The organism is Pseudomonas sp. EA_105y_Pfl2_R69, from assembly GCF_963970915.1.
Classification (GTDB): Bacteria; Pseudomonadota; Gammaproteobacteria; order Pseudomonadales; family Pseudomonadaceae; genus Aquipseudomonas.
Genome location: NZ_CAXAOO010000009.1, coordinates 13,580 through 36,613 on the forward strand (window position 1 = coordinate 13,580; position 23,034 = coordinate 36,613).

At 61.2% G+C, this 23,034-nt stretch carries 25 protein-coding genes, 1 tRNA gene and 1 pseudogene; 20 read left to right on the forward strand and 7 right to left on the reverse strand.

Annotated elements, in window-relative coordinates; translation table 11 throughout:
* The first annotated feature begins 688 nt into the window (after positions 1–688).
* Both AACY13_RS20415 and AACY13_RS20420 read left to right on the forward strand, forming a co-directional pair.
* Entirely contained in the window at positions 689–1,114 is a 426-nt protein-coding gene (locus AACY13_RS20415; RefSeq protein ID WP_339463418.1) for an HIT family protein, read from the forward strand.
* A gap of 4 nt (positions 1,115–1,118) precedes the next feature.
* The gene (locus AACY13_RS20420) at positions 1,119–1,325 is read left to right on the forward strand and encodes a SlyX family protein (protein WP_339463419.1); all 207 of its coding nucleotides are present in this window, start codon (positions 1,119–1,121) and stop codon (positions 1,323–1,325) included.
* 194 nt (positions 1,326–1,519) lie between these two features.
* Here the strand turns inward: AACY13_RS20420 and AACY13_RS20425 are convergent, their stop codons facing one another.
* From AACY13_RS20425 to AACY13_RS20450, 6 genes and pseudogenes are all read right to left on the reverse strand, one after another.
* Complete coding sequence (locus AACY13_RS20425) at positions 1,520–1,744, reverse strand: cold-shock protein (RefSeq protein ID WP_169852850.1); 225 nt, start codon at positions 1,742–1,744, stop codon at positions 1,520–1,522.
* A gap of 60 nt (positions 1,745–1,804) precedes the next feature.
* A pseudogene (locus AACY13_RS20430) lies at positions 1,805–2,125 on the reverse strand (cold shock domain-containing protein membrane protein); the annotation flags it as partial.
* Positions 2,126–2,298: 173 nt separating this feature from the next.
* Positions 2,299–3,366: a GGDEF domain-containing protein gene (locus tag AACY13_RS20435; RefSeq protein WP_339463420.1), complete on the reverse strand. Its 1,068-nt coding sequence runs from the start codon at positions 3,364–3,366 to the stop codon at positions 2,299–2,301.
* A 100-nt stretch (positions 3,367–3,466) separates the two neighbouring features.
* Positions 3,467–3,937, reverse strand: coding sequence for a Dps family protein (locus AACY13_RS20440; RefSeq protein ID WP_339463421.1), 471 nt, complete (start codon positions 3,935–3,937; stop codon positions 3,467–3,469).
* A gap of 133 nt (positions 3,938–4,070) precedes the next feature.
* On the reverse strand, positions 4,071–4,889 hold the full coding sequence (locus AACY13_RS20445; protein ID WP_339463422.1) for an SDR family NAD(P)-dependent oxidoreductase: 819 nt from the start codon (positions 4,887–4,889) through the stop codon (positions 4,071–4,073).
* A 144-nt stretch (positions 4,890–5,033) separates the two neighbouring features.
* On the reverse strand, positions 5,034–6,152 hold the full coding sequence (locus tag AACY13_RS20450) for an HD domain-containing phosphohydrolase (RefSeq protein ID WP_339463423.1): 1,119 nt from the start codon (positions 6,150–6,152) through the stop codon (positions 5,034–5,036).
* 296 nt (positions 6,153–6,448) lie between these two features.
* Here AACY13_RS20450 and aspS point away from each other — a divergent pair, with 296 nt between their 5' ends.
* From aspS to nadA, 16 genes are all read left to right on the forward strand, one after another.
* On the forward strand, positions 6,449–8,224 hold the full coding sequence (aspS, locus tag AACY13_RS20455) for an aspartate--tRNA ligase (RefSeq protein WP_339463424.1): 1,776 nt from the start codon (positions 6,449–6,451) through the stop codon (positions 8,222–8,224).
* A 229-nt stretch (positions 8,225–8,453) separates the two neighbouring features.
* Positions 8,454–9,203, forward strand: a complete 750-nt coding sequence (locus AACY13_RS20460; RefSeq protein WP_339463425.1) for a YebC/PmpR family DNA-binding transcriptional regulator — start codon at positions 8,454–8,456, stop codon at positions 9,201–9,203.
* Between the two features lie 246 nt (positions 9,204–9,449).
* A complete protein-coding gene (gene ruvC / locus AACY13_RS20465) occupies positions 9,450–9,974 on the forward strand; it encodes a crossover junction endodeoxyribonuclease RuvC (RefSeq protein ID WP_339463426.1) in 525 nt (174 codons plus the stop codon).
* A 23-nt stretch (positions 9,975–9,997) separates the two neighbouring features.
* Positions 9,998–10,603 carry a Holliday junction branch migration protein RuvA gene (gene ruvA / locus AACY13_RS20470; protein WP_339463427.1) on the forward strand — a complete coding sequence of 202 codons (606 nt, stop codon included), beginning with the start codon at positions 9,998–10,000 and terminating at the stop codon, positions 10,601–10,603.
* Positions 10,603–11,655 carry a Holliday junction branch migration DNA helicase RuvB gene (gene ruvB, locus AACY13_RS20475; RefSeq protein WP_339463428.1) on the forward strand — a complete coding sequence of 351 codons (1,053 nt, stop codon included), beginning with the start codon at positions 10,603–10,605 and terminating at the stop codon, positions 11,653–11,655. The genes ruvA and ruvB overlap by 1 nt, the downstream gene beginning before the upstream one ends.
* A gap of 52 nt (positions 11,656–11,707) precedes the next feature.
* The gene (ybgC, locus tag AACY13_RS20480; RefSeq protein WP_339463429.1) at positions 11,708–12,160 is read left to right on the forward strand and encodes a tol-pal system-associated acyl-CoA thioesterase; all 453 of its coding nucleotides are present in this window, start codon (positions 11,708–11,710) and stop codon (positions 12,158–12,160) included.
* A gap of 2 nt (positions 12,161–12,162) precedes the next feature.
* A complete protein-coding gene (gene tolQ, locus AACY13_RS20485; RefSeq protein WP_339463430.1) occupies positions 12,163–12,858 on the forward strand; it encodes a protein TolQ in 696 nt (231 codons plus the stop codon).
* Between the two features lie 33 nt (positions 12,859–12,891).
* On the forward strand, positions 12,892–13,344 hold the full coding sequence (tolR, locus tag AACY13_RS20490) for a protein TolR (RefSeq protein ID WP_339463431.1): 453 nt from the start codon (positions 12,892–12,894) through the stop codon (positions 13,342–13,344).
* Positions 13,344–14,300: a cell envelope integrity protein TolA gene (gene tolA / locus AACY13_RS20495; RefSeq protein WP_339463432.1), complete on the forward strand. Its 957-nt coding sequence runs from the start codon at positions 13,344–13,346 to the stop codon at positions 14,298–14,300. The genes tolR and tolA overlap by 1 nt, the downstream gene beginning before the upstream one ends.
* The gene (tolB, locus tag AACY13_RS20500; protein WP_339463433.1) at positions 14,297–15,595 is read left to right on the forward strand and encodes a Tol-Pal system beta propeller repeat protein TolB; all 1,299 of its coding nucleotides are present in this window, start codon (positions 14,297–14,299) and stop codon (positions 15,593–15,595) included. The genes tolA and tolB overlap by 4 nt, the downstream gene beginning before the upstream one ends.
* Positions 15,596–15,661: 66 nt before the next feature.
* Positions 15,662–16,159, forward strand: coding sequence for a peptidoglycan-associated lipoprotein Pal (pal, locus tag AACY13_RS20505; protein WP_339463434.1), 498 nt, complete (start codon positions 15,662–15,664; stop codon positions 16,157–16,159).
* A 6-nt stretch (positions 16,160–16,165) separates the two neighbouring features.
* Entirely contained in the window at positions 16,166–16,984 is an 819-nt protein-coding gene (gene ybgF, locus AACY13_RS20510; RefSeq protein ID WP_339463435.1) for a tol-pal system protein YbgF, read from the forward strand.
* Between the two features lie 267 nt (positions 16,985–17,251).
* A complete protein-coding gene (gene queE / locus AACY13_RS20515) occupies positions 17,252–17,899 on the forward strand; it encodes a 7-carboxy-7-deazaguanine synthase QueE (protein ID WP_339463436.1) in 648 nt (215 codons plus the stop codon).
* 1 nt (position 17,900) lies between these two features.
* Complete coding sequence (gene queC, locus AACY13_RS20520) at positions 17,901–18,575, forward strand: 7-cyano-7-deazaguanine synthase QueC (RefSeq protein WP_339463437.1); 675 nt, start codon at positions 17,901–17,903, stop codon at positions 18,573–18,575.
* A 58-nt stretch (positions 18,576–18,633) separates the two neighbouring features.
* Positions 18,634–18,709: transfer RNA gene (locus AACY13_RS20525), tRNA-Lys, on the forward strand.
* 189 nt (positions 18,710–18,898) lie between these two features.
* Positions 18,899–19,957 carry a quinolinate synthase NadA gene (gene nadA, locus AACY13_RS20530; RefSeq protein WP_339463438.1) on the forward strand — a complete coding sequence of 353 codons (1,059 nt, stop codon included), beginning with the start codon at positions 18,899–18,901 and terminating at the stop codon, positions 19,955–19,957.
* A 167-nt stretch (positions 19,958–20,124) separates the two neighbouring features.
* Here the strand turns inward: nadA and AACY13_RS20535 are convergent, their stop codons facing one another.
* On the reverse strand, positions 20,125–21,558 hold the full coding sequence (locus AACY13_RS20535) for a M48 family metalloprotease (RefSeq protein ID WP_339463439.1): 1,434 nt from the start codon (positions 21,556–21,558) through the stop codon (positions 20,125–20,127).
* Between the two features lie 105 nt (positions 21,559–21,663).
* On the opposite strand from AACY13_RS20535, the gene AACY13_RS20540 reads away from it, so the two are divergent.
* Positions 21,664–21,915 carry a sulfurtransferase TusA family protein gene (locus AACY13_RS20540; protein ID WP_339463440.1) on the forward strand — a complete coding sequence of 84 codons (252 nt, stop codon included), beginning with the start codon at positions 21,664–21,666 and terminating at the stop codon, positions 21,913–21,915.
* Positions 21,916–21,958: 43 nt separating this feature from the next.
* Positions 21,959–23,023, forward strand: coding sequence for an AI-2E family transporter (locus tag AACY13_RS20545; RefSeq protein ID WP_339463441.1), 1,065 nt, complete (start codon positions 21,959–21,961; stop codon positions 23,021–23,023).
* Positions 23,024–23,034 lie beyond the last annotated feature (11 nt).

Here is a 23,034-nt window from a genome sequence, read left to right on the forward strand (position 1 = left end):
CCATATCGTTGTTGTATGGGCAGCTCTTTCTTTTTGTGTCGGCGGTAACTTATAGCATGCCGCCCGAGTTGGCGATAGTTGCAATCTATTCGTTACGAATTCTTCATGACCATGTCGCAAATTATGAAGGGAAACGTCGCAAATCTGTAGATTCCAGCGCGGGCATCTGCTGTTGGTCGCCAACTTGAACTCATTAGCCGGTTTGCATCGGGCAGCTCTTGGTGGCCGTGGCCTCGTGGTGCAAGGGCTGGGGAGGCCAAGCAAGAAGTGCGCCTAAAACCCATTCAGGTGCTTCGCCCGCTTAAGCGGTGGCTGTTTTCGTGTGTGGATTTGGTGGCTGGTCTGGTTTTTTTATTATTTTTTAGGGTTTTTTACTGTTTTATTAGGGGTTTATTGGTCTTTTTTATTATTGCGGGCGCTGTTGGCGAGTGATTTCTTTATCCTGATTCGCCTGTTCTGGCGGCCGCGGTAACGTCGTTGGTGGGGGCGCGATTACTGAAGGGAACAAAATGGTGCGGTCCGCTGGGGCTGGCGGGCCGGTGTGCCGCTGCGCGGTGCGTTGTGTTCTGCTGTCCTGGCCGGGTGAATCTGCTGCGGCATATGGGTATCCTGCTTGGCAGGCGCTTATAGGTTGGGCCGCGGCCTTACTTGCTAGGCTTGGGTAATGATTGGCGCAGGAGATTCTGACATGTTCGTTCTGGATTCGAGGTTGCAGCAGGACACGCTGCTGGTGGGAGACTTCCCGCTGTGCCGGTTGTTGCTGATGAATGACCGGCAGTACCCGTGGTTTATCCTGGTGCCGCGGCGGGAAGATGTCAGCGAGTTGTTCCAGCTCGAAGCTGGCGATCAACTGGCGCTGTGGCAGGAGACTACAGGCCTGGCCGAGCTGCTCAAGGATACCTTCGCCGCCGACAAGATGAATGTGGCGACCCTGGGCAATATGGTCAGCCAGCTGCATATGCATGTGATTGTGCGGCGTCGTGACGATGCCGCATGGCCTGCACCCGTATGGGGCAAACATGCTGCGCAGCCTTACAGCGAGGAGCAGGTCGCGGCTGTAAAAGCGCGTTTGCGTCTGGTATTGACCGATGATTTTTGTTTTGCCGAGGGTTGAGCGCGTGGATCTGGAGGAGCGAATCAATGAGCTGGAGAGTCGCCTGGCCTTTCAGGATGACACTATCCAGGCCTTGAATGACGTGTTGGTGGCGCAGCAGCGGGTGTTGGAGCGCTTGCAGTTGCAGATTGCGGCCCTGGCCAAGCGGCAGGAGGAAGCTAATACGCAGTTTGGCTTGAGTGAGGATGAGTCGCCGCCACCGCATTATTAAGGGGCTCGAGTTGCCCGCAACAATATAGAAGCATGCATTGGGTTAAACAAAACGCCGCTTATCCCTAATGGGGTAAGCGGCGTTTTTTTGGAGTTACCAGGTTATGACTGCAAGTCAAAGCCTGTTCGTCCGTGATTTAACTAACGCTAGTGTGCAATGAGTTGCGCAATAGGCGGCTGGTGTTATCGCAGCAGTTAGCGGCGTGCGGGCAATGCTGCAATTACATCTTCGGCTTGCAGGCCCTTGTCACGCTGCATAACGGCGAATTCGACCCGCTGGCCTTCGACCAATACGCGGTGGCCTTCGCCGCGAATGGCGCGAAAGTGCACAAAGATATCGTCGCCCGAGTCGCGGGAAATAAAACCGAAGCCTTTGGAGGTGTTGAACCACTTGACGGTGCCGGTTTCACGGTCGCCCATATCCTGGCTGGGAGTGCTATGGCTGCGGGTCTGCATGCGCAGGTTGGTGGCCAGGTGTACGGCGACCGCCAGGGCGATGATAAGCAGACTGAAGAGGCTGGCTGGCTGGTTGGCAATCAGTTCCAGGGGGGCGAGGAGAATCAGGGCTTGCAGCAGGGTGCCGAGAACCAGCAGGGCGGATACCAGATTTTGCAGTTGGTGGCGTGCGCCAGCGTGCCAGATGGGCAGTTGTGGTGCCAGGATCAGGTTGAGCAGGCCAAAGAGGGCGAGGCACAGGGCGCTGGGTTGCTGCACGAGCGTCAGGGTGTTATCGCCGAGGCTGGGGGTAAGCGACAGGAGGAGGGCAACGAAGCCCGTAATCAGGTGGACAATTTTCAGCATGTTGGGTGAGCTCACTTATTGAACAGGGGTCACGAAGGAAGAGCTGGCTGCACGTGCGCTGTGATTAATAAAGGAAGGATATTGCGCGCACATGAGGTCGGCCTATGCGCCGGCTCGTCAATTCGAGTCAGCGACACGGGGCGTATTTAACAGCAAAGAGAGGGGCTTCTCAATCAGGCGCTGAGGGCGGCTTTGCCCTGGTCCGGGTTTACCCGGTTGCGGCCATTGCGCTTGGCCTGGTAAAGCGCGTCGTCGGCGCGGGTGAGCAGGCTTTCGAACGTGTCTCCGGGGGCGGCCAGGGCAAAACCGAAGGAGGCGGTAATGCTGTCGAGCACTTCATCGGTGCGCCGGACCTTGATGCGCAGGGCCTGAATCTTCAGGCGTAGCTGCTCGGCAATGGCGTGGGCGCTTTCGGGGTCGAAGCAGTCGCGTAGGATCACGCAGAATTCTTCGCCGCCGTAGCGGGCGGCCGTGGCGCGAGGTGGCAGCAGGTCGCGCAGCAATTGGCCAACATGCTGGAGCACGCGGTCGCCCAGGGGGTGGCCGTACTGGTCGTTGAATTGCTTGAAGTGGTCGATATCCAGCATCACCAGGGCTACCCCTTGATGGTCGTTGCGCAAAGCCTGTTCCAGCAGTTTGCTGAAGGCGCTGCGGTTGAAGACCTGGGTCAGGCTGTCGAGGGTTGCCGCGATATGGGCGCGTTCCAGTTGGTTGCGCAGGTTTTGGATCTCGTCCTGGGCGGCACGCAGGCGGTAGAGGAATTTATCCTGCTGGTCCTGCATCAGCTGGGTGCTTTGCTGCAGTTCGTTGAGGACGCTGGGCAGGTCGTCGATTATCGGTTCTTGCAGTGCTGCCAGGCCATGTTCCAGGCTGGATTGATAGTTGCGGCTACCGAGAATGCTGCGCGATACGTTGCCTTCGATATCGTCGACCAGTTCGATCACCTGTTGCTGCCCGGCCCGGGCCATTTCCAGTTCGTCGTGGATGATGTAGTCGCGAAAGAGCTTGGCGGCTGTTTCGGGGGGGAAGCAGTCGAAGTCGCTGACGGTTTTATCCAGGCGGCGATTGAGCTCCGGTTCCAGGCCTTTGCAGTAGGTGTACCAGAGGGCGTAATGCACCGGGTTCGGTGGAATATCGTGGCGCATCATCAGCGGTACCGCTTTTTTCAGGAGCGCCGCGGCTTCGCGGGTTTCCTCGGGGTACAGGTCAAGAATGCCGGGGGCTGGAGTGGGATTGTTCATGCACGTCACTGTGGCAAATTACAATTGCTCAAAGGATAGAACAGGTATGGCCTGTGCGCCTAGCAAAAGGCCCGATGAATCGGGCCTTTGCATGATATGCCTATGCGTCGAGCAGGCTGCGCAGCATCCAGGCGGTTTTTTCGTGCACTTGCATGCGCTGGGTGAGCAGGTCAGCGGTGGGTTCGTCGCTGACTTTTTCCAGCAGGGGGAAGATGCCGCGGGCGGTGCGGGTGACGGCTTCCTGGCCCTGAACCAGTTGCTTGATCATGTCGGTGGCACTGGGTACGCCTTCCTCTTCCTTGATAGAGGACAGGCGTGCGTAGGCGGCATAGGTGCCCGGTGCCGGAAAGCCCAGGGCGCGGATGCGCTCGGCAATCTGATCGACGGCCAGCGACAGCTCGGTGTACTGCCCCTCGAACATCAGATGCAGGGTGTTGAACATCGGGCCGGTGACGTTCCAGTGAAAATTATGGGTCTTCAGGTAAAGGGTGTAGGTGTCGGCCAGCAGGCGCGACAGGCCTTCGGCGATGGCGGCGCGGTCCTGTTCGGCGATTCCGATATTGATTTCCATACCATTTTTCCTCTCTGGTGACTCGGGGCTGTGCTCCCCGCAACAATGCGCAGAGCCTAACATGGCTGCCCTGGGCGTTATCCTGATATGCCTCAATGGGGCCGATGGTTGAAGGCTATCGCTGGGGTGGGCTTCAGTTTTTCTGCAGCAGCTTGGCCAGCAGCTTGGGGTAGCTGGTCGGGAGTAGGCGCTGTATCCAGTCGAGCAGCCGTGCGTCATTGCCTATCAAGATGCGTGGACGCTTGGCCTTGATGCCGTCGACTATGACTCTGGCAGCCTGCTCCGGGGTGGTGCGGGCGAGCTTGTCGAAGTCGGCGGCGGCGCGCTCGGCATCGCGTTGGCCGTTGATGCCCTGATAAAAGCGCGCCGCCCGGGCGATATTGGTCTTGATGCCCCCGGGGTGTACGCAGCAGGCCACCACCTTGCTGCAGCAGAGTTCCTGACGCAGGGCTTCGGTAAAGCCGCGCACGGCAAACTTGCTGGCGTTGTAGGCCCCCTGGCTGGGCATGCTGATAATGCCGAAGATGCTCGAGATATTGACGATATGCCCGGCGTCGTTCTGCAGCAGGTGCGGTAGGAAGGCCTTGGTGCCGTGCACCACGCCCCAGAAGTTGATCCCCATGATCCACTCGAAATCGCCGTAGCTCAGCTCAGCGATACGTTGCGAGACGGCGACACCGGCGTTGTTGATGATCAGGTAGGCGCTGCCGTGCTGGCTCAATACGTCATCGGCAAAGGCGAATACGGCCTCGCGGTCGGCCACGTCGAGGGTGTGGCAGCTGATTTGGCGGCCGTGCCGGCCCAGTTCGTTGGCGATGCTCTGCAGATTTGCCTCGTTGATATCGGCCAGGGCCAGGTCGCAACCCTCCTCGGCGAGCAGTTGTGCCAGTGCCCGGCCTATGCCCGAGCCCGCGCCTGTGATGACGGCGACCTTGCCTGCCAGTGCTTGCATGCTAATTCCCTTTATTCGTACGGATTGGCGATGGGGCCGCTGCCTGGCGGCCTGCTGCCGGGGGAGAGTAGTGCGATGCGGGGGGCGCGGGCAATGGGTCGGAGGCTGATTGTCGCAGGGCGTGATGGTGCGTCAGTACCTCCCTTAGCGGTGGGCCAGCTCCGGATGTTGCTGCAGGGTCTGGTTGAACAGCGCCACCCAGTGGCTGCTGAACTGGCGACCGGCAAGGTTGTTGATTTCCAGAATGGCGCGCAGCAACGGGCGCTTGTTCAGGGCCTGGTGGGCGCGCTCGTGGGTGCGGGCGTCGAAGGTGTCGACGATGCTGAGGATCAGTGCGCCAGGGCAGGTTTCGAGTTCGCTCAGGCCTTTGGGGTAGCCGTTGCCGTCGGCGTGTTCCTGATGCTGCAGGGTAATCTCTGCCGCCGCGCGCCATTTCGGCATGTGCTTGAGCAGCTCGTGGGCCAGGCGCGGGTGCGATTGCATCTGGCGGCGTTCTTCGCGGTTGAGGTGTGCCTCTTTATGCAGCAGCTCCAGGGGCAGGAAGGCCATGCCGATATCGTGCAGGCAGATCGCGGCGGCCAGTTGGGCCGGTTGTTCCAGGTTGCCGCCGAGTCGATTGATCGCCAGGGCCAGGTCCAGCTGGCGTATGCCGCGGCCTTGCCAGTAGTGCGAGCGGCGTTCGCTGGCCTGCATCAACTCGATAAAGAACAGCAGGTCGGGGTCTGGCTCGATGGCGTGGCGCTGGAGCAGTTCGCTGGCGCTGGGTTGCGCCGCCTGGCGCGACTCGGGTGGGCGTGAACTGGGGTCCAGTTGCTGCAGCAGGGCGCTGCGCAAACGGGTCTGCTGGGCTGTCGGGGCGGCGGCCAGGGCGCTCAGCGCCTGGCCCAGGGCTTGGCTCTGCTGCGGGCTCAGCTGGGCGACGGGACCGCCCAGGGCGTGCTGGATCAGTGCTTTGAGGTGATCCAGGCTGAGCAGAAGGATGTCGCCCAGCAGGCTGTCGAATTGCAGGCGCGATTCGCGCAGGCGGGTCAGAACCTCTTCCAGTGCCTGGGGTACCGGCATCAGCTCGGCCAGGCCGATATACCCCAGGTTGCCCTTGAGGGTGTGCACCAGGCGAAACAGCTCGCGCAGGCGTTCGACATCGTTTGGGGCATGCTCGAGTTCGATCAGCAGCTGTTCGCAGCGCTGGAATTGTTCGGCGCTCTCCAGGCGGAAGTCCGCCAGCAGGTCATCGGGTATTTCGCCGAGGTTCGGGGTGGACATGACCCTCTCCAGTGCGGCCTTGGCCGGGCAGGTGCCTGTGTGAGTATAGAGAGGCTTGGCAAAAGCGCGTGGCCTGGCGGCTGCAAGTGGCGGCTTAACCATATATAATCCCGCGCTTTGCCGCGTTCTGCGGGGGTGGGGCGTCCGCTTCGGACCTTTTGCCTCGGCATAGACAGCGCATTGCAGCATATGGCGCGTGCGTCAGCCGCTGCGGTTAACGGCCTGTCAGTCCGGCCATGAGCGTCGCGATCAGTGCGACCCAACGAATTCAAGACTCAAGAGAAGCGACCACCATCATGATGCGCAGCCATTATTGCGGCCAACTGAACGAGAGCCTGGACGGCCAGGAAGTCACCCTTTGCGGCTGGGTACATCGCCGCCGTGACCATGGCGGGGTGATTTTCCTCGACATTCGTGACCGTGAAGGTCTGGCCCAGGTGGTATTTGACCCGGATCGCGCCGAGACTTTTGCCACTGCCGACAAGGTGCGCAGCGAATATGTGGTGAAGATCACCGGCAAGGTGCGTCTGCGTCCGGCCGGTGCCGGCAACGCCAACATGGCCTCCGGCGCTATCGAAGTGCTGGGCTATGAGCTGGAAGTGCTGAACGAAGCGGAAACTCCGCCGTTCCCGCTCAACGAATACACCGACGTGGGCGAAGAAACCCGCCTGCGCTACCGCTTTATCGACCTGCGCCGCCCGGAAATGGCGGCCAAGCTGAAGCTGCGTTCGAGCATCACCAGCAGCATCCGTCGCTACCTGGACGACAACGGCTTCCTCGATGTGGAAACGCCGATCCTCACCCGTGCCACCCCTGAGGGCGCGCGTGACTATCTGGTGCCGAGCCGCACCCACGCCGGCAGCTTCTTCGCCCTGCCGCAGTCGCCGCAGCTGTTCAAACAGCTGCTGATGGTGGCCGGCTTCGACCGCTACTACCAGATCGCCAAGTGCTTCCGCGACGAAGACCTGCGTGCCGACCGTCAGCCGGAGTTCACCCAGATCGACATCGAAACCAGTTTCATGGATGAGGCCGACATCATGGCCATCACCGAGAAAATGGTCCGTCAGCTGTTCAAGGAAGTGCTGGACGTCGAGTTCGGCGAGCTGCCGCATATGAGCCTGGCCGAAGCCATGCGTCGTTTCGGCTCGGACAAACCGGACCTGCGCAACCCGCTGGAACTGGTGGATGTCGCCGACCAGCTCAAGGACGTCGACTTCAAGGTGTTCGCCGGCCCGGCCAACGACCCCAAGTGCCGCGTGACCGCGCTGCGCGTACCGGGCGGGGCGAGCATGCCGCGCAAGCAGATCGACGACTACACCAAGTTCGTCGGCATCTACGGTGCCAAGGGCCTGGCCTATATCAAGGTCAACGAGCGCGCCGCCGGCGTCGAAGGCCTGCAGTCGCCGATCGTCAAGAACATCCCGCTGGACAATATCAACGTGATCCTCGATCGCGTCGGTGCGGTCGATGGTGACATCGTGTTCTTCGGGGCCGACAAGGCCAAGATCGTCAGCGAGGCCCTGGGCGCGCTGCGGATCAAGCTCGGTCATGACCTCGATCTGCTGACCTGCGAGTGGGCACCGCTGTGGGTGGTCGACTTCCCGATGTTCGAAGAGAACGACGACGGCAGCCTGACCGCCATGCACCACCCCTTCACCGCGCCGAGCTGCAGCCCAGAGGAGCTTGCGGCCAACCCGGTCGACGCGCTGTCGCGCGCCTACGACATGGTACTCAACGGCACCGAGCTGGGTGGCGGTTCGATCCGTATCCACGACAAGGCCATGCAGCAGACCGTGTTCCGCGTCCTGGGCATCAGCGAAGAAGAGCAGCAGGAGAAGTTCGGCTTCCTCCTCGACGCCCTGAAGTTCGGCGCGCCGCCCCATGGCGGCCTGGCCTTCGGTCTGGATCGCCTGGTGATGCTGATGACCGGCGCGCAGTCGATCCGCGAAGTGATCGCCTTCCCGAAAACCCAGAGCGCGGCCTGCGTCATGACCCAGGCTCCGGGTGAGGTGGATAACAAGTCGCTGCGTGAATTGCATATTCGCCTGCGCGAGCAGCCGAAAGCGGAATAAAGCGTCAAAAGAAGCCTGGTTTTCCAGGCTTCTTGGTTATGGGTGTGATGAAAACCTGAATAAATTAACGGGTATGCCCGCTTCCCTCATCCGGCGCTTCGCGCCACCTTAATCCACAGGGATGTGGTGAATGCGGCAATTCCGCCGGGAGCGGGAGCCGCCTCCCGGAGGGAGAAGGGGATAAGGAAAGCGTCGCTGCGCGACTTTCACGTTAATGACGGAGTGAGTTATGGCTGGTCATTCCAAGTGGGCCAATATCAAGCACCGCAAAGGGCGTCAGGACGCCAAGCGCGGCAAGATTTTCACCAAGCTGATTCGTGAGCTGACCGTTGCCGCCAAGCATGGCGGGCCGCTTCCGGCGGACAATCCGCGCCTGCGCCTGGCGGTCGACAAGGCGCTGACGGCCAATATGTCGCGTGATGTCATCGATCGTGCCATTGCACGAGGTGCCGGTAACGACGAAGCCGACAACATGATCGAGCTGACCTATGAAGGTTACGCGCCGAGCGGCGTGGCGATCTTCGTCGAGGCCATGACCGACAACCGTAACCGCACCGCCGCCGAAGTGCGCCATGCCTTTACCAAGTGCGGCGGCAACCTGGGCACCGATGGCTCGGTGGCTTATATGTTCGAGCGCAAGGGGCAGCTCAGCTTCGCCGTGGGGGTTGATGAAGACGCCCTGATGGAGGCGGCGCTGGAAGCCGGTGCCGACGATGTGGAGATGGGCGAGGACGGTTCGGCACTGGTGGCCACCAGCTTTAGCGATTTCCATGGGGTCAACGAGGCGCTCAGTGCCGCCGGTTTCAAGGCCGATGAGGCCGATATCGCCATGATTCCCTCGATCAGTGCGCCGGTTGCCGATCTGGAAACCGCGCAGAAGGTGATCAAGCTGATCGACATGCTCGAAGACCTCGACGATGTGCAGAACGTCTACCACAACGCCGAAATCCCCGACGAGATCATGGAGCAGCTTGGCTGAGTCCTGGCGCAATAGGCGAGCCGGAAGCGCAGGGGGGTGTCCAGGTGCTGCCGGCTTTTTTATAGCTGGCCAGCCATGGCGGCTACCCTGCGGGCCGTCGCTACGCGACGTTGAAAATAACCCGCGGTCATTTTTTATAGCGTCTGCCTGGGTGACGGGGCCGTGGGCTGGCCCTATACTCGCCAACTGGATAAATAGACAGTGTGGCGACCGTCAGTGGGTCGCCACTCGGGGTGGAACAGAGGCATGACGCTGATACTCGGTATCGACCCGGGCTCGCGCATCACCGGCTACGGCGTGGTGCGCGACACGGGCCGCAGTTGCGAATATGTCGCCTCCGGCTGCATCCGTACCGGCAGCGGTTCCATGCCTGAGCGCTTGCAGATCGTGTTTCGCGGTGTGCGCGAGGTGATCGAAACCTATGGGCCGGTGACCATGGGCATCGAGCAGGTGTTTATGGCGCGCAATCCGGATTCGGCGCTCAAGCTCGGCCAGGCTCGCGGCGTGGCCATAGTCGCGGGGATCGAGGCGGGTCTGGATATCGCCGAATACACCGCGACCCAGGTCAAGCAGGCGATTGCCGGCAGCGGCGGGGCGGACAAGGAGCAGGTGCAACTGATGGTCATGCACCTGCTCAAGCTGGTGCAGAAACCGCAGATCGACGCCTCCGATGCCCTGGCCATCGCCCTGTGCCATGCCCATCACCGGCAGAGTCTGATCCCCCATGGCCTGGTCGGTGCCAAGCGGCGCGCCGGTCGCCTTCGTTTGTAACGTAATTTTTAAGGAAAGCAGCGGTGATCGGACGTTTGCGCGGCACCCTGGCGGAAAAACATCCGCCCCATGTGATTCTTGACATAAATGGTTTGGGTTATGAGCTGGAAGTGCCCATGACGACCTTGTACCGTTTGCCCTCGCTGGGTGAACCCTTGACCTTGCACACCCATCTGGTGGTGCGTGAGGATGCGCACCTGCTCTATGGCTTTTTCGAGAAGCGCGAGCGCGAGCTGTTTCGCGAGCTGATCCGCCTCAATGGCGTCGGCCCGAAGCTGGCGCTGGCGCTGATGTCCGGGCTTGAGGTCGATGAACTGGTGCGTTGCGTGCAGGCGCAGGACTCCTCGGTGCTGGTGAAGATACCCGGCGTCGGCAAGAAAACCGCCGAGCGTTTGCTGGTTGAGCTGAAGGACCGCTTCAAGGCCTGGGAAACCGTGCCGGGCATGAGCGCCCTGGTGGTGGAACCTCGGGCCGCTGGCGCAGTCTCAAGCGCGGAGAATGATGCGGTCAGCGCACTTATTTCGCTTGGCTACAAGCCCCAGGAAGCCAGTCGTGCCGTCTCGGCCATCAAGGAAGAGGGCTTGAGCAGTGAAGATATGATTCGTCGTGCCCTTAAGGGAATGCTGTAGTGCTAGAAGCCGATCGCCTGATTACCGCCACCCCGCGCGACCGCGACGAACAGGTCGATCGCGCCATTCGCCCGTTGAAACTGGCCGACTATATCGGCCAGCCCAGCGTGCGCGAGCAGATGGAGCTGTTTATTCAGGCCGCTCGCGGGCGTAGCGAGGCGCTGGACCACACCCTGATCTTCGGCCCGCCCGGCCTGGGCAAGACCACCCTGGCCAATATCATCGCCCAGGAAATGAACGTCTCGATCAAGAGCACCTCGGGTCCGGTGCTCGAACGGCCGGGTGACCTGGCGGCGCTGTTGACCAATCTCGAGCCCGGCGATGTGCTGTTTATCGACGAGATCCACCGCCTTTCGCCGATTGTCGAAGAGGTGCTGTATCCGGCCATGGAGGATTTCCAGCTGGATATCATGATCGGCGAGGGGCCGGCCGCCCGCTCGATCAAGCTCGACCTGCCGCCCTTTACCCTGGTGGGTGCCACCACGCGCGCCGGCATGCTGACCAACCCGTTGCGCGACCGCTTCGGCATCGTTCAGCGTCTGGAGTTCTATAACACCGAAGACCTGGCGACCATCGTTATGCGCTCGGCCGGTATTCTCGGTTTGCCCATCGAGCCCCAGGGCGCATTCGAGATTGCCCGCCGCGCCCGCGGCACGCCGCGTATCGCCAACCGCCTGCTGCGCCGGGTGCGCGATTTCGCCGAAGTGCGCGGCCAGGGCGATATCACCCGGCAGATTGCCGATCTGGCGCTGAACCTGCTGGATGTCGACGAGCGTGGTTTCGATCACCAGGATCGGCGTCTGCTGTTGACCATGATCGAGAAGTTCGATGGCGGGCCCGTCGGGGTCGACAGCCTGGCGGCGGCGATCAGCGAAGAGCGCCATACCATCGAGGATGTGCTGGAGCCTTACCTGATTCAGCAGGGCTATATCATGCGCACCCCGCGTGGGCGGGTGGTGACCCGTCACGCCTACCTGCATTTCGGCCTGAATGTGCCCAAACGCATGGGCGAATTGCCAAGTGCCGATCTATTTGCGAGCGGCGATGAATAGAAAAAAATACTTGCTACAAGCGATTGGCAAGAACGGGAGCTAGCACTAGAGTATGCGCGCAGAAAACGGAGTTCAGTCTTTCGCCCATCGTTGTCGGGTTTACTACGAAGACACCGATGCCGGCGGCATCGTCTACTACGTCAATTACCTCAAGTTTATGGAACGGGCTCGCACCGAGCGCCTGCGCGATCTGGGTTTTCTCCAGTCGGCGCTGGCAGGTGAGGGCCTGTTATTCGTCGTGCATTCGGCCGAGGCGCGCTATCACGCCCCGGCGCGTCTGGACGACGAGTTGCTGGTAACTGCCGAAGTGGTGGAGTTGAACCGCGCCAGCCTGCGTTTTCGTCAACAGGTCAGGCGAGTGCAAGACGATGTGCTGCTCTGTGAAGGGCAGTTTCTGGTGGCCTGTGTGAGCGCCGACAATTTGAAACCCCGGGCCATTCCCCCGGCTCTGCGTGCGGCCTTTGCCGAGCAGGGCGGCGCGGGTACATCTAGAGCAGGAGAGTAAGCGTGGAAGCCAACGCCGTTGACCACATGTCGATGTGGAGTCTGATCAGCAACGCCAGCCTGGTGGTACAACTGGTGATGCTGACGCTGGTGGCCGCATCGGTCACATCCTGGGTCATGATTTTCCAGCGCACCTCGCTGCTGCGCGCGGCCAAGCGTGCCCTGGATAACTTTGAAGAACGCTTCTGGTCGGGTATCGACCTGTCCAAGCTGTACCGTCAGGCTGGTAGTAACCCGGACCCCGATTCCGGTCTGGAGCAGATTTTTCGCGCCGGCTTCAAGGAGTTCTCCCGCCTGCGTCAGCAGGTTGGCGTCGATCCGGATGCGGTGATGGACGCCGTGGCCCGGGCCATGCGCGTGGCCATCTCGCGTGAAGAGGAAAAACTCGAGCAGAGCCTGCCGTTCCTCGCCACCGTCGGCTCCACCAGCCCTTATATCGGCCTGTTCGGTACCGTATGGGGGATCATGAACTCCTTCCGCGGCCTGGCCCAGGTGCAGCAAGCGACCCTGGCTACCGTGGCACCGGGTATCGCCGAAGCGCTGATCGCCACCGCCATCGGCCTGTTCGCCGCGATTCCGGCGGTTATCGCCTACAACCGTTTTGCTGCCCGCGGCGAGATGCTGATCGGCCGTTACTACACCTTCGCCGACGAGTTCCAGGCGATCCTGCACCGCAAAGTGCACACCAGCGACGACTAAGCCTTGGGCACTCTTTACGAAAGGTTTTAAGCCATGGCCAGAATTCGCAACAGACGCAAGCCCGTCGCCGAGATGAACGTGGTGCCTTACATCGATGTGATGTTGGTGCTGCTGGTGATCTTTATGGTGACCGCGCCGATGCTCAATCAGGGGGTCAAGGTCGATCTGCCGCAAGTTAGCAGTGAGGTCTTGCCGCAGGACAATAACGCCCAGGTGCTGACCATCTCGATCAAGGCCGATAAGTCCTATTTCTGGAATATGGGCACCGAGGTCGATGTCGACACGGTGCAGGACCAGGCCATGACCCTGGAGGAAATGACCCGGGCCGTCACCGCGATCATCAACCAGAGTCGTGCCACGGGTAAGCAGGTGCAGGTGTTCGTGCGCGGCGACAAGGCGGTCGATTACGGTACGGTGATGGCGGCCATGGGTGGCCTGCAGCAGGCCGACGTGGGTAACGTCGGGCTGATTACCGAGGCCCCCTGATGCATTACCAGCGCGAGCCTTCGCCTTCGGAAAGCCTGTTCTGGCCTGTGGTCTGGGCCGTGGGCCTGCACGTCATCATGTTCGCCATGCTGTTCGTCAGCTTCGCCTTTGCTCCGGATTTGCCGCCGGCCAGGCCGGTGGTGCAGGCAACCCTGTACAAGCTGCAGTCGCAGAGCCAGGCGACCACCCAGACCAATCAGAAAATTGCCGGCGAAACCAAGAAAACCACTGCGCCGCTCTACGAGACCGAGCAGCTCGAGCAGAAGAAGGCCGAGCAGGAAAAGCAGCAGGTAGCGGCCAAGGCTGCGGAACAAAAGAAGGCCGAAGAGGCTCGAAAGGCCGAAGCGGCGAAGAAAGCGGATACGGCGGCCAAGGCTGCCGAGCAGAAGAAGTTGGCCGATATTGCCAAGAAAAAGGCGGCGGATGAGGCGGCGAAGAAGAAAGCCGCTGAGGATGCCAAGAAAAAGGCCGCCGAAGAGGCCAAGAAGAAGGCGGCGGCAGAGGCCGCGAAGAAAAAAGCCGCCGATGACACCAAGAAAAAGGCTGCCGAGGCCGCCCAGCGCAAAGCCACAGAGGACAAGAAGGCCGCGGCCCTGGCCGAATTGCTGTCTGAAGATGTGGGCCGCCAGCAGGCGCTGGCCGAAACCCATGGCGATCAGGTGGCGGGCAGTCTGGATGATCTGATCGTAAAACTGGTCAGCGAGCAGTGGCGACGTCCGCCATCTGCACGTAATGGCATGAGCGTAGAAGTACTGATCGAGATGCTGCCCGATGGCACCATTATCAATGCCAGCGTGACCCGCTCCAGCGGCGATGGCCCATTCGATAGCTCGGCGGTACAGGCGGTGCGCAATGTTGGGCGCATCGCGGAAATGCAACAGCTGGATCGTGCCACTTTTGATCGGCTCTACCGGCAGCGTCGCGCTGTCTTCAAACCGGAGGATTTAGGTCTGTGAATACCCTGATGCGTCTCGTTCTGCTTGGTCTGGCCCTGATGGTCGGCACCGTGCAGGCGGCTGATCCCTTGGTGATCAGCAGTGGTACCGATCGTGCGACACCCATCGCCGTGGTGCCGTTCGGTTGGCAGGGTGGCAACCTACTGCCCGAGGACATGGCCGATATCATCGGCAAGGACCTGCGCAATTCCGGCGTGTTCGAACCCATCCCGCGGCAGAACATGATCAGCCTGCCGACCCAGGCCAGCGAAGTCATCTACCGCGACTGGCAGGCCCTGGGGGCCCAGTATGTGATGGTGGGCAATATCGTGCCGAACGCCGGTCGTCTGCAGATCCAGTTCGCCCTGTTCAACGTGGCCACCCAGCAGCAGGTGCTGGCCGGTAGCGTGGGCGGTGCGGTCGATCAACTGCGCGACATGGCCCACCATATCGCCGATCAGTCGTTCGAGAAGCTGACCGGGGTCAAGGGCGCGTTCTCCACCCGTCTGCTGTATGTGACGGCCGAGCGCTTTTCGGTCAATAACACCCGCTACACCCTGCAGCGCTCCGACTATGACGGTGCCCGTGCGGTGACCCTGTTGCAATCGCGTGAGCCAATCCTGTCGCCGTCCTTTGCCCCCGATGGTCGGCGTATCGCCTATGTATCCTTCGAGCAGAAGCGTCCGCGCATCTTCGTCCAGCATATCGATACCGGTCGCCGCGAGCAGGTCACCAATTTCGAGGGGCTGAATGGGGCACCGGCCTGGTCGCCGGACGGCAATCGCCTGGCTTTCGTGCTGTCCAAGGACGGCAATCCGGAAATTTATGTAATGGAGATGGGCAGCCGCCAGTTGCGCCGGGTAACCAATCAGGGTTCGATCGATACCGAGCCGTTCTGGGGCAAGGATGGGCAGACCATCTACTTCACCTCGGATCGCTCCGGCAAGCCACAGATCTACAAAACCAATATCAACAGCGGTGCGGCCGAGCGGGTGACCTTTGTCGGCAACTACAACGCCAACCCCAAGCTGTCCGCCGATGAAAAGACCCTGGTGATGATTCATCGCCAGGATGGTTACACCGTGTTCAAGGTGGCTGCGATGGACCTGCAGCGCGGCAATTTGCGTATTCTTTCAGACACCAGTCTGGATGAGTCGCCCACTGTTGCGCCTAATGGCACCATGGTAATCTACGCCACCCGCCAGCAGGGTAGGGGAGTCTTGATGTTAGCGTCCACCAATGGTCGCGTGAGGCTCCCTCTTCCTACCGCTCAAGGCGAAGTTCGAGAGCCTTCCTGGTCCCCCTTCCTGAACTGATGCGGCGCTACACCGTTTTACTGCGACAAACTGCTTAACACACTGGGGTTCATTAGGAGTTACATGATGGAAATGCTGAAATTTGGTAAGTTCGCTGCACTGGGTCTGGCTCTCGCAGTGGCTGTAGGTTGTTCCTCCAAAGGCGGCGACGCTGCTGGCGAAGGCGCTACCGATCCTAACGCTGGTTACGGTGCCAACACTGGCGCTGTTGATGGCAGCCTGAGCGAAGAAGCTGCTCTGCGCGCTATCACCACCTTCTACTTCGAATACGACAGCTCCGACCTGAAGCCGGAAGCCATGCGCGCTCTGGACGTTCACGCCAAAGACCTGCAAGGCAATGGCGCTCGCGTCGTTCTGGAAGGCCACGCTGACGAGCGCGGTACCCGTGAGTACAACATGGCTCTGGGCGAGCGTCGCGCCAAGGCCGTACAGCGCTACCTGGTGCTGCAGGGTGTTTCCCCGGCTCAGCTGGAACTGGTTTCCTACGGTGAAGAGCGCGCAATCGCTACTGGCAACGACGAGTCCTCCTGGGCTCAGAACCGCCGCGTCGAACTGCGTAAGTAATTCGAGATGCGTATTTGCCGCCGTGTCATGACCGTTTTAGCGCTTAGCCTGCCGTTCGCGGCCTTGGCTGAGATTCCCGTGGTGGATAACAGTGCCGGTTACGGCAGCAGCAGTTATCCCCCAGCTGGTTATGGCACGTCCGGCACCTACGCCGATGCAGGGGCTGCGGCCCCTGTTTCGGCGCAGGGCATGCTGTTCAACCAGTTGCAGCAGATGCAACAGGAGATCGCGCAGCTGCGCGGCCTGCTTGAAGAACAGCAGAATGAAATCCAGCGCCTGAAACAGGAGAGTCTGGAGCGTTACCAGGATCTTGATGGGCGTTTGCGTGGCGGTGCAACGGGTGCCGCGAGCAATCAGAATTCTTCAGCCGCTGGTGCTATCGATGCCAGTGGTACGCCGACCCCGCCAGCGGGTCAGCAAGCTTCGGCCAGCAGCGAGCCGGCCGATCCGGCGAAGGAAAAGCTGTTCTATGAGGCCGCCTTCGATCTGATCAAGGTCAAGGACTTCGACAAGGCCAATCAGGCGTTCAGCGCCTTTTTGCGCAAGTATCCAGATAGCCAGTACGCGGGCAATGCCCAGTACTGGTTGGGCGAGGTGAATCTGGCCCAGGGCAATTTACAGGCCGCCGGCCAGGCTTTTGCCAGGGTCAGCCAGACGTACCCGAGCCACGCCAAGGTGCCGGACTCGCTGTTCAAGCTCGCCGATGTCGAGCAGCGTCTGGGCAACACCGACAAGGCCAAGGGCATTCTGCAGCAGGTGATCGCGCAGTACCCGGGCAGTTCGGCGGCGCAGCTGGCCCAGCGTGACTTGCAGCGTCTGCCGTAAAGGCTGAGCTCCGCATCGACAAACCCGCGCCTTGCGCGGGTTTTTTATGCCTGCCATCCCTGGCGGCCACCCTTCGGGCCGTCGCTGCGCGACGTTAAAAACTGCTCCGGGCAGTTTTTTGTGGCCTGCCATCCCTGGCGGCCACCCTTCGGGCCGTCGCTGTGCGACGTTAAAAACTGCTCCAGGCAGTTTTTTCGTATACAATTCGCGGCCCTTTTCCCGCAACGGAGGCGGATGGCCTGTTTAGCCGTCACGCCCGTGGCTGATATGCAAGAAACCCTGCGCATTACCGAAATTTTCTATTCGCTACAGGGCGAAACGCGCACCGCCGGCTTGCCGACCGTGTTCGTTCGCCTGACCGGCTGCCCCCTGCGTTGCCAGTATTGCGACACCGCCTACGCCTTCAGCGGCGGCGAGATCCAGTCGCTGGACGCCATTGTCGAGCAGATTGCCGGCTACAAGCCGCGTTATATCTGCGTGACCGGTGGCGAGCCCCTGGCTCAGCCCAACTGTATTCCCCTGCTCAAGCGTCTGTGCGATGCCGGTTACGAGGTGTCCCTGGAGACCAGCGGTGCCCTGGATGTGTCGGCGGTCGATCCGCGGGTGAGCAAGGTGCTGGATCTGAAAACCCCGGGCTCGGCCGAAGTGGCGCGCAATCGCTATGAGAATATCGAACTGCTGACGCCCAACGATCAGGTCAAGTTCGTCATCTGCTCCCGTGAGGACTACGACTGGGCGGTGACCAAGCTGATTCAGTATCAACTGGACAAGCGTGCCGGCGAGGTGCTGATGTCGCCCAGTCATCACGAGCTGGATGCACGCTCTCTGGCGGACTGGATAGTGGCGGACAACCTGCCCGTGCGCCTGCAGATGCAGTTGCACAAGATTCTCTGGAATGACGAGCCGGGGCACTGATATGAGCGACAAGAAAGCACTGATTCTTCTCTCCGGCGGCCTCGATTCGGCCACCGTGGTGGCCCTGGCCAAGGCTGAGGGTTACAGCTGCTACAGCATGAGCTTCGACTACGGCCAGCGCCATCGCGCCGAATTGCAGGCCGCCGAGCAGGTGGCCCGGCATCTGGGCGTGGTCGAGCACAAGGTGATCGGCCTCAACCTCAATGGCATCGGTGGCTCGGCGTTGACCGACAGCAGCATCGAGGTGCCGGAGACAGCCACCGAAGGCATACCGGTGACCTATGTGCCGGCGCGCAATACCGTGTTTCTCTCCCTGGCGTTGGGCTGGGCCGAGGTGCTGGGGGCGCGAGATATCTTTATCGGGGTCAATGCCGTGGATTACTCCGGCTACCCGGATTGCCGTCCGGAGTTTATCGAGGCCTTCGAGCGCATGGCCAATCTGGCCACCAAGGCCGGCGTGGAGGGGCAGGGCTTTCGCATCCAGGCCCCGTTGCAGAATATGAGCAAGGCTGAAATCGTTCAGGCCGGTATGCGCCATGGCGTCGATTACGCGCTGACGGTGTCCTGCTATCAGGCCGATGACCAGGGTCGCGCGTGCGGCAAGTGCGACAGCTGCCGCCTGCGTGCGGCGGGGTTTGCGGCGGCCGGGTTGGATGATCCGACGCGTTATTTCTAAAAAAACTTTCGCAAAGTGTTGAATTACTGAATTAAATCAGTATCATGCGCCTCGCGTCGGGTCGTTAGCTCAGTTGGTAGAGCAGTTGGCTTTTAACCAATTGGTCGTAGGTTCGAATCCCACACGACCCACCATATTCCCTTCTACGGAAGGTCGAGAAAGCCTGAAAGTTCCGATTAAAGGAATTTTCAGGTTTTTTTTTATCTGTAGTTTTTATCCCGATCACTTGCCTGGACCCCATATTCCCGCCGGCTCTGCGCGTACGTCCGGCTGGCGGGTATACTTGAGTTCCGCGCTGATAGACCTTCACAGGGCCTGATGACATGACGCAGATTTCCGAACGCCTTCTGGTTCAAGCCCACCTCGACGCCAAGCAGCCCAAGCCGCTGACGCCGGAGCAGGAAGCTTTTTACCGGGCCGAGATTGCCGCCGAGCTGAACAAGCAGAACGCCGTGCTGGTGGCGCATTACTACTGCGACCCGGTGCTGCAGGCCCTGGCCGAAGAAACCGGCGGTTGCGTCTCCGACTCCCTGGAAATGGCCCGTTTTGGCAATGCCCATCCGGCGCAGACCGTGCTGGTGGCAGGCGTCAAGTTTATGGGCGAGACGGCGAAGATCCTCAACCCGGAAAAGCGCGTGCTGATGCCGACGCTGGAAGCCACCTGTTCGCTGGATCTGGGCTGCCCGGTGGAAGAGTTCGCGGCGTTCTGCGACCAGCACCCGCAACGTACCGTGGTGGTCTACGCCAATACCTCGGCAGCGGTAAAGGCGCGGGCCGACTGGGTGGTGACCTCCAGCTGCGCGGTGGAAATCGTCGAACACCTGATGGACAACGGCGAAAGCATTATCTGGGCACCGGATCAGCACCTGGGTCGCTATATCCAGAACAAGACCGGGGCCGACATGCTGCTGTGGGACGGTGCCTGCATCGTCCATGAGGAGTTCAAGGCCAAGCAGTTGGAGGATATGAAGGCGCTGTACCCGGATGCTGCAGTGCTGGTCCATCCGGAGTCGCCGACGGCCGTGATCGAACTGGCGGATGCCGTGGGCTCCACCAGCCAGCTGATCGCTGCCGCTCAGCGCCTGCCGAACAAGACCTTTATCGTCGCCACCGACCGCGGCATCTTCTACAAGATGCAGCAGCTGTGCCCGGACAAAGAATTCATCGAGGCCCCCACCGCCGGTAACGGCGCGGCCTGCCGCAGCTGCGCCCATTGCCCCTGGATGGCGATGAACACCCTGCAGCGCACCCTTGAGTGCCTGCGCGAAGGCAGTAACGAGATCTTCGTCGACCCGGCCCTGATCCCCAAGGCGATCAAGCCGCTCAAGCGCATGCTCGACTTTACCCAGGCTGCGCGGCTCAAGCTCAGCGGCAATGCATAAGCGAGCGAGATAAAAAAGCCAGGCATATGCCTGGCTTTTGCGTTCCTAGGGCGTAGCCCGGACCGCATTAACTGGCCGATGGGTTATCAGCCATCCTGCGGCCCTCCCGGATTGCTCTAGGGCTTATCCGGGTTGCCTGGGTTGAGTGGTATTCCTGGGTTTCGGCTCTAGCGCAGCATCTGTTCGATTATCCGCTTGTCCTCCATCAGCTCGCGCTGGCGGGCGTCGATCCGCGAGGCCAGCTGGAAGTTGTTGACGGCACGGCGTTTGGCGAAGTCCAGCTGTTCGATGGCCTGGTTGTAGTCGCCTACCAGGGCGAAGAACTCGGCGCGGGCCTGGTGCAGGCCGATGGTGTTGCCGCTGAGGCCGCGCACTTCGGCGACCTGGTACCACACGTCGGGGTCCTTGCTACGGCTCTTCAGCAGCAGGTCGAGGTCGCGTTCGGCATCCTGGGTGCGGCCCTGCTTCATCAGCAGGTCGATGCGCGCCTGTTTCAGCGGATAGTTGCTCGGGTACAGGGTCTGCAAGCGCTCGATGCGGCTCTGCGCTTCGCCAAGGCGGTTGGAGGCCATGTCCAGCTCGATCTGGGCCAGGTTGTAGACCACGTCGTTCTGGGCCTTGGTCAGCAGCGGCTGCAGGGTCTCCCGGGCCTGCTGGTGCTGGCCGCCCTTGATCTGGGCGATGGCCAGGCCGTAGCGCGCGGCCTCCAGCTCGGGGTTTTCATCGAGCATATTGCGAAAGCGCTTGGCGGCCAGGCCGGGGGTATCCTCATAGGTCAGCTGCACGCGGGCGCGCATCAGCTGGTAGCGCACGCTGTCGGTAGTGCCCTTGGCGGTGTACTGTTCGGCGCGGTTGCGGGTGTCGGCGATGCGCGATTCGGAGACCGGGTGGGTCAGGAGGAATTCCGGCGGCTTGCGGTCGTAGCGGTACTGGCGCATCAGGCGCTCGAACATGCTCGGCATGGCGCGCGGATCGAAGCCGGCTTTTTCCAGGTTGACCAGGCCGATGCGATCGGCTTCCTGTTCGTTCTGCCGGGAGAAGCGCCGTTGCTCCTGCATGGCGGCCGCCTGGGTCGAGGCGATGGCGGCGATGCCCAGGTCGCCTGCGCCTGCTGCGGCCGCGACTATGCCGGCGAGCATGCCGGCCATGACCGGGATCTGCATGCGCTGCTGGGCTTCCAGGCCGCGGGCAAAGTGGCGCTGCGACAGGTGGGCCAGTTCGTGGGCCATGACCGAGGCGTATTCGGCTTCGGTCTGGGCATACAGGAACAGGCCGCCATTGACCCCGATAATGCCACCGGGGGCGGCGAAGGCGTTGATCTGCGGGCTATTGAGCAGCACGAATTCGAGGCGACGGTCCTGCAGCTGGCTGGTTTCGCTGAGGCGGTACACGCTGGTTTCGACGAAGTCCTTGAGCTGCGGGTCGGACAACTGGCTGACCTGGCCGCGCACCAGGCTCAACCAGGCCCGGCCGAGCTGGTGTTCCTGCTGGGGGGAAACCATGGAAGAACTGGCGTCGCCCAGCGATGGCAGGTCGCTGGCCATGCCGGGTGTGGCCAGTAGGCAGGTGAGCATCAGCAGGGTAGGGCGCAGAAGATTCATGCACAAAGCTCGTGTCGAACAAAGTCGCTACTGTAGCTGCCCGGTTGCTCCGCTGGCCAGGCCTGTGCGGGCTTGGGTATCCTTAACCTCTTCTAGGAGTAGAACATGACCGATATTGAATGGCCGGCCGAGGACTGCGATGCGCAGTTGGACGCCCGTGGCTTGAGCTGCCCACTGCCGCTGCTCAAGGCCAAGCTGGAGCTGAACCGCCTGGCCAGTGGCGCGGTGCTCAAGGTGGAAGCCACCGATGCGGGCTCGCAGCGTGATTTCCGTGCCTTCGCCACCCTGGCAGGGCATAGTCTGCTGCGCGAAGAAGTCGACAATGGCGTTTATCGCTACTGGCTGCGTAAGGCCTGACTGCCTGCGGATGCTCCATTTGCTGCGTATTTAAGGAATGTTGATGGTTAAGGTGTTACGCGATTGGCTACATCGCTACTTCTCGGATGAGCAGGCAGTGGTATTGGCGGTGTTGCTGATTCTTGGTTTCGCCGCGGTATTGACCCTCGGCGGTATGCTGGCCCCGGTGCTCACCGGGCTGGTTCTGGCATTTCTCATGCAGGGGCTGGTCAATGCCTTCGAGCGTTTGCGCCTGCCCCAGGTGGCCGCGGTGTGGCTGGTGTTCACCTTGTTTATGAGCATGCTCGGGCTGTTTCTGTTGGTGCTGATGCCGCTGCTGTGGCAACAGCTGAGCACCCTGTTCAACGAGCTGCCGCGCATGCTCGGCGAATGGCAGTCGCTGTTCCTGTTGCTGCCGGAGCGCTACCCGACCTTGATTACCGACGCTCAGGTGCTGCAGCTGATCGAGTCGGTGCGCGGCGAGGTGGGCAAGTTCGGCCAGTGGGCGGTGTCCTTCTCGCTCTCCAGTCTGCCGATGCTGGTCAGCATCATGATCTACCTGGTGCTGGTGCCGATTCTGGTGTTCTTTTTCCTCAAGGATCGTCAGCTGATCGGCGAGTGGTTCCGTGGCTATCTGCCCCGCGAGCGCACCCTGATCAGCCAGGTGGCGCAGGAGATGAACAAGCAGATCGCCAACTATATCCGCGGCAAGGTGATCGAGATCATCATCTGTGGCGTGGTCACCTATATTGCCTTCGCCTTCCTGGGGCTCAACTACGCCGCGCTGCTGGCGCTGCTGGTCGGCCTGTCGGTGGTGGTGCCTTATATCGGCGCGGTGGTGGTGACGGTGCCGGTGGCGCTGATCGGCTTGTTCCAGTGGGGCTTCAGTGACCAGTTCGTTTACCTGATGGTGGTCTACGGGGTCATCCAGGCGCTGGATGGCAACGTGTTGGTGCCGCTGCTGTTCTCCGAGGCGGTCAACCTGCACCCGGTGGCGATTATCTGCGCGGTGCTGCTGTTCGGCGGCCTGTGGGGCTTCTGGGGGGTGTTCTTCGCCATCCCGCTGGCCACCCTGTTCAAGGCGGTGATCGATGCCTGGCCGCGAAGCGAGCAGGTGGTGCCGGTGTAGGTCACAGCAGG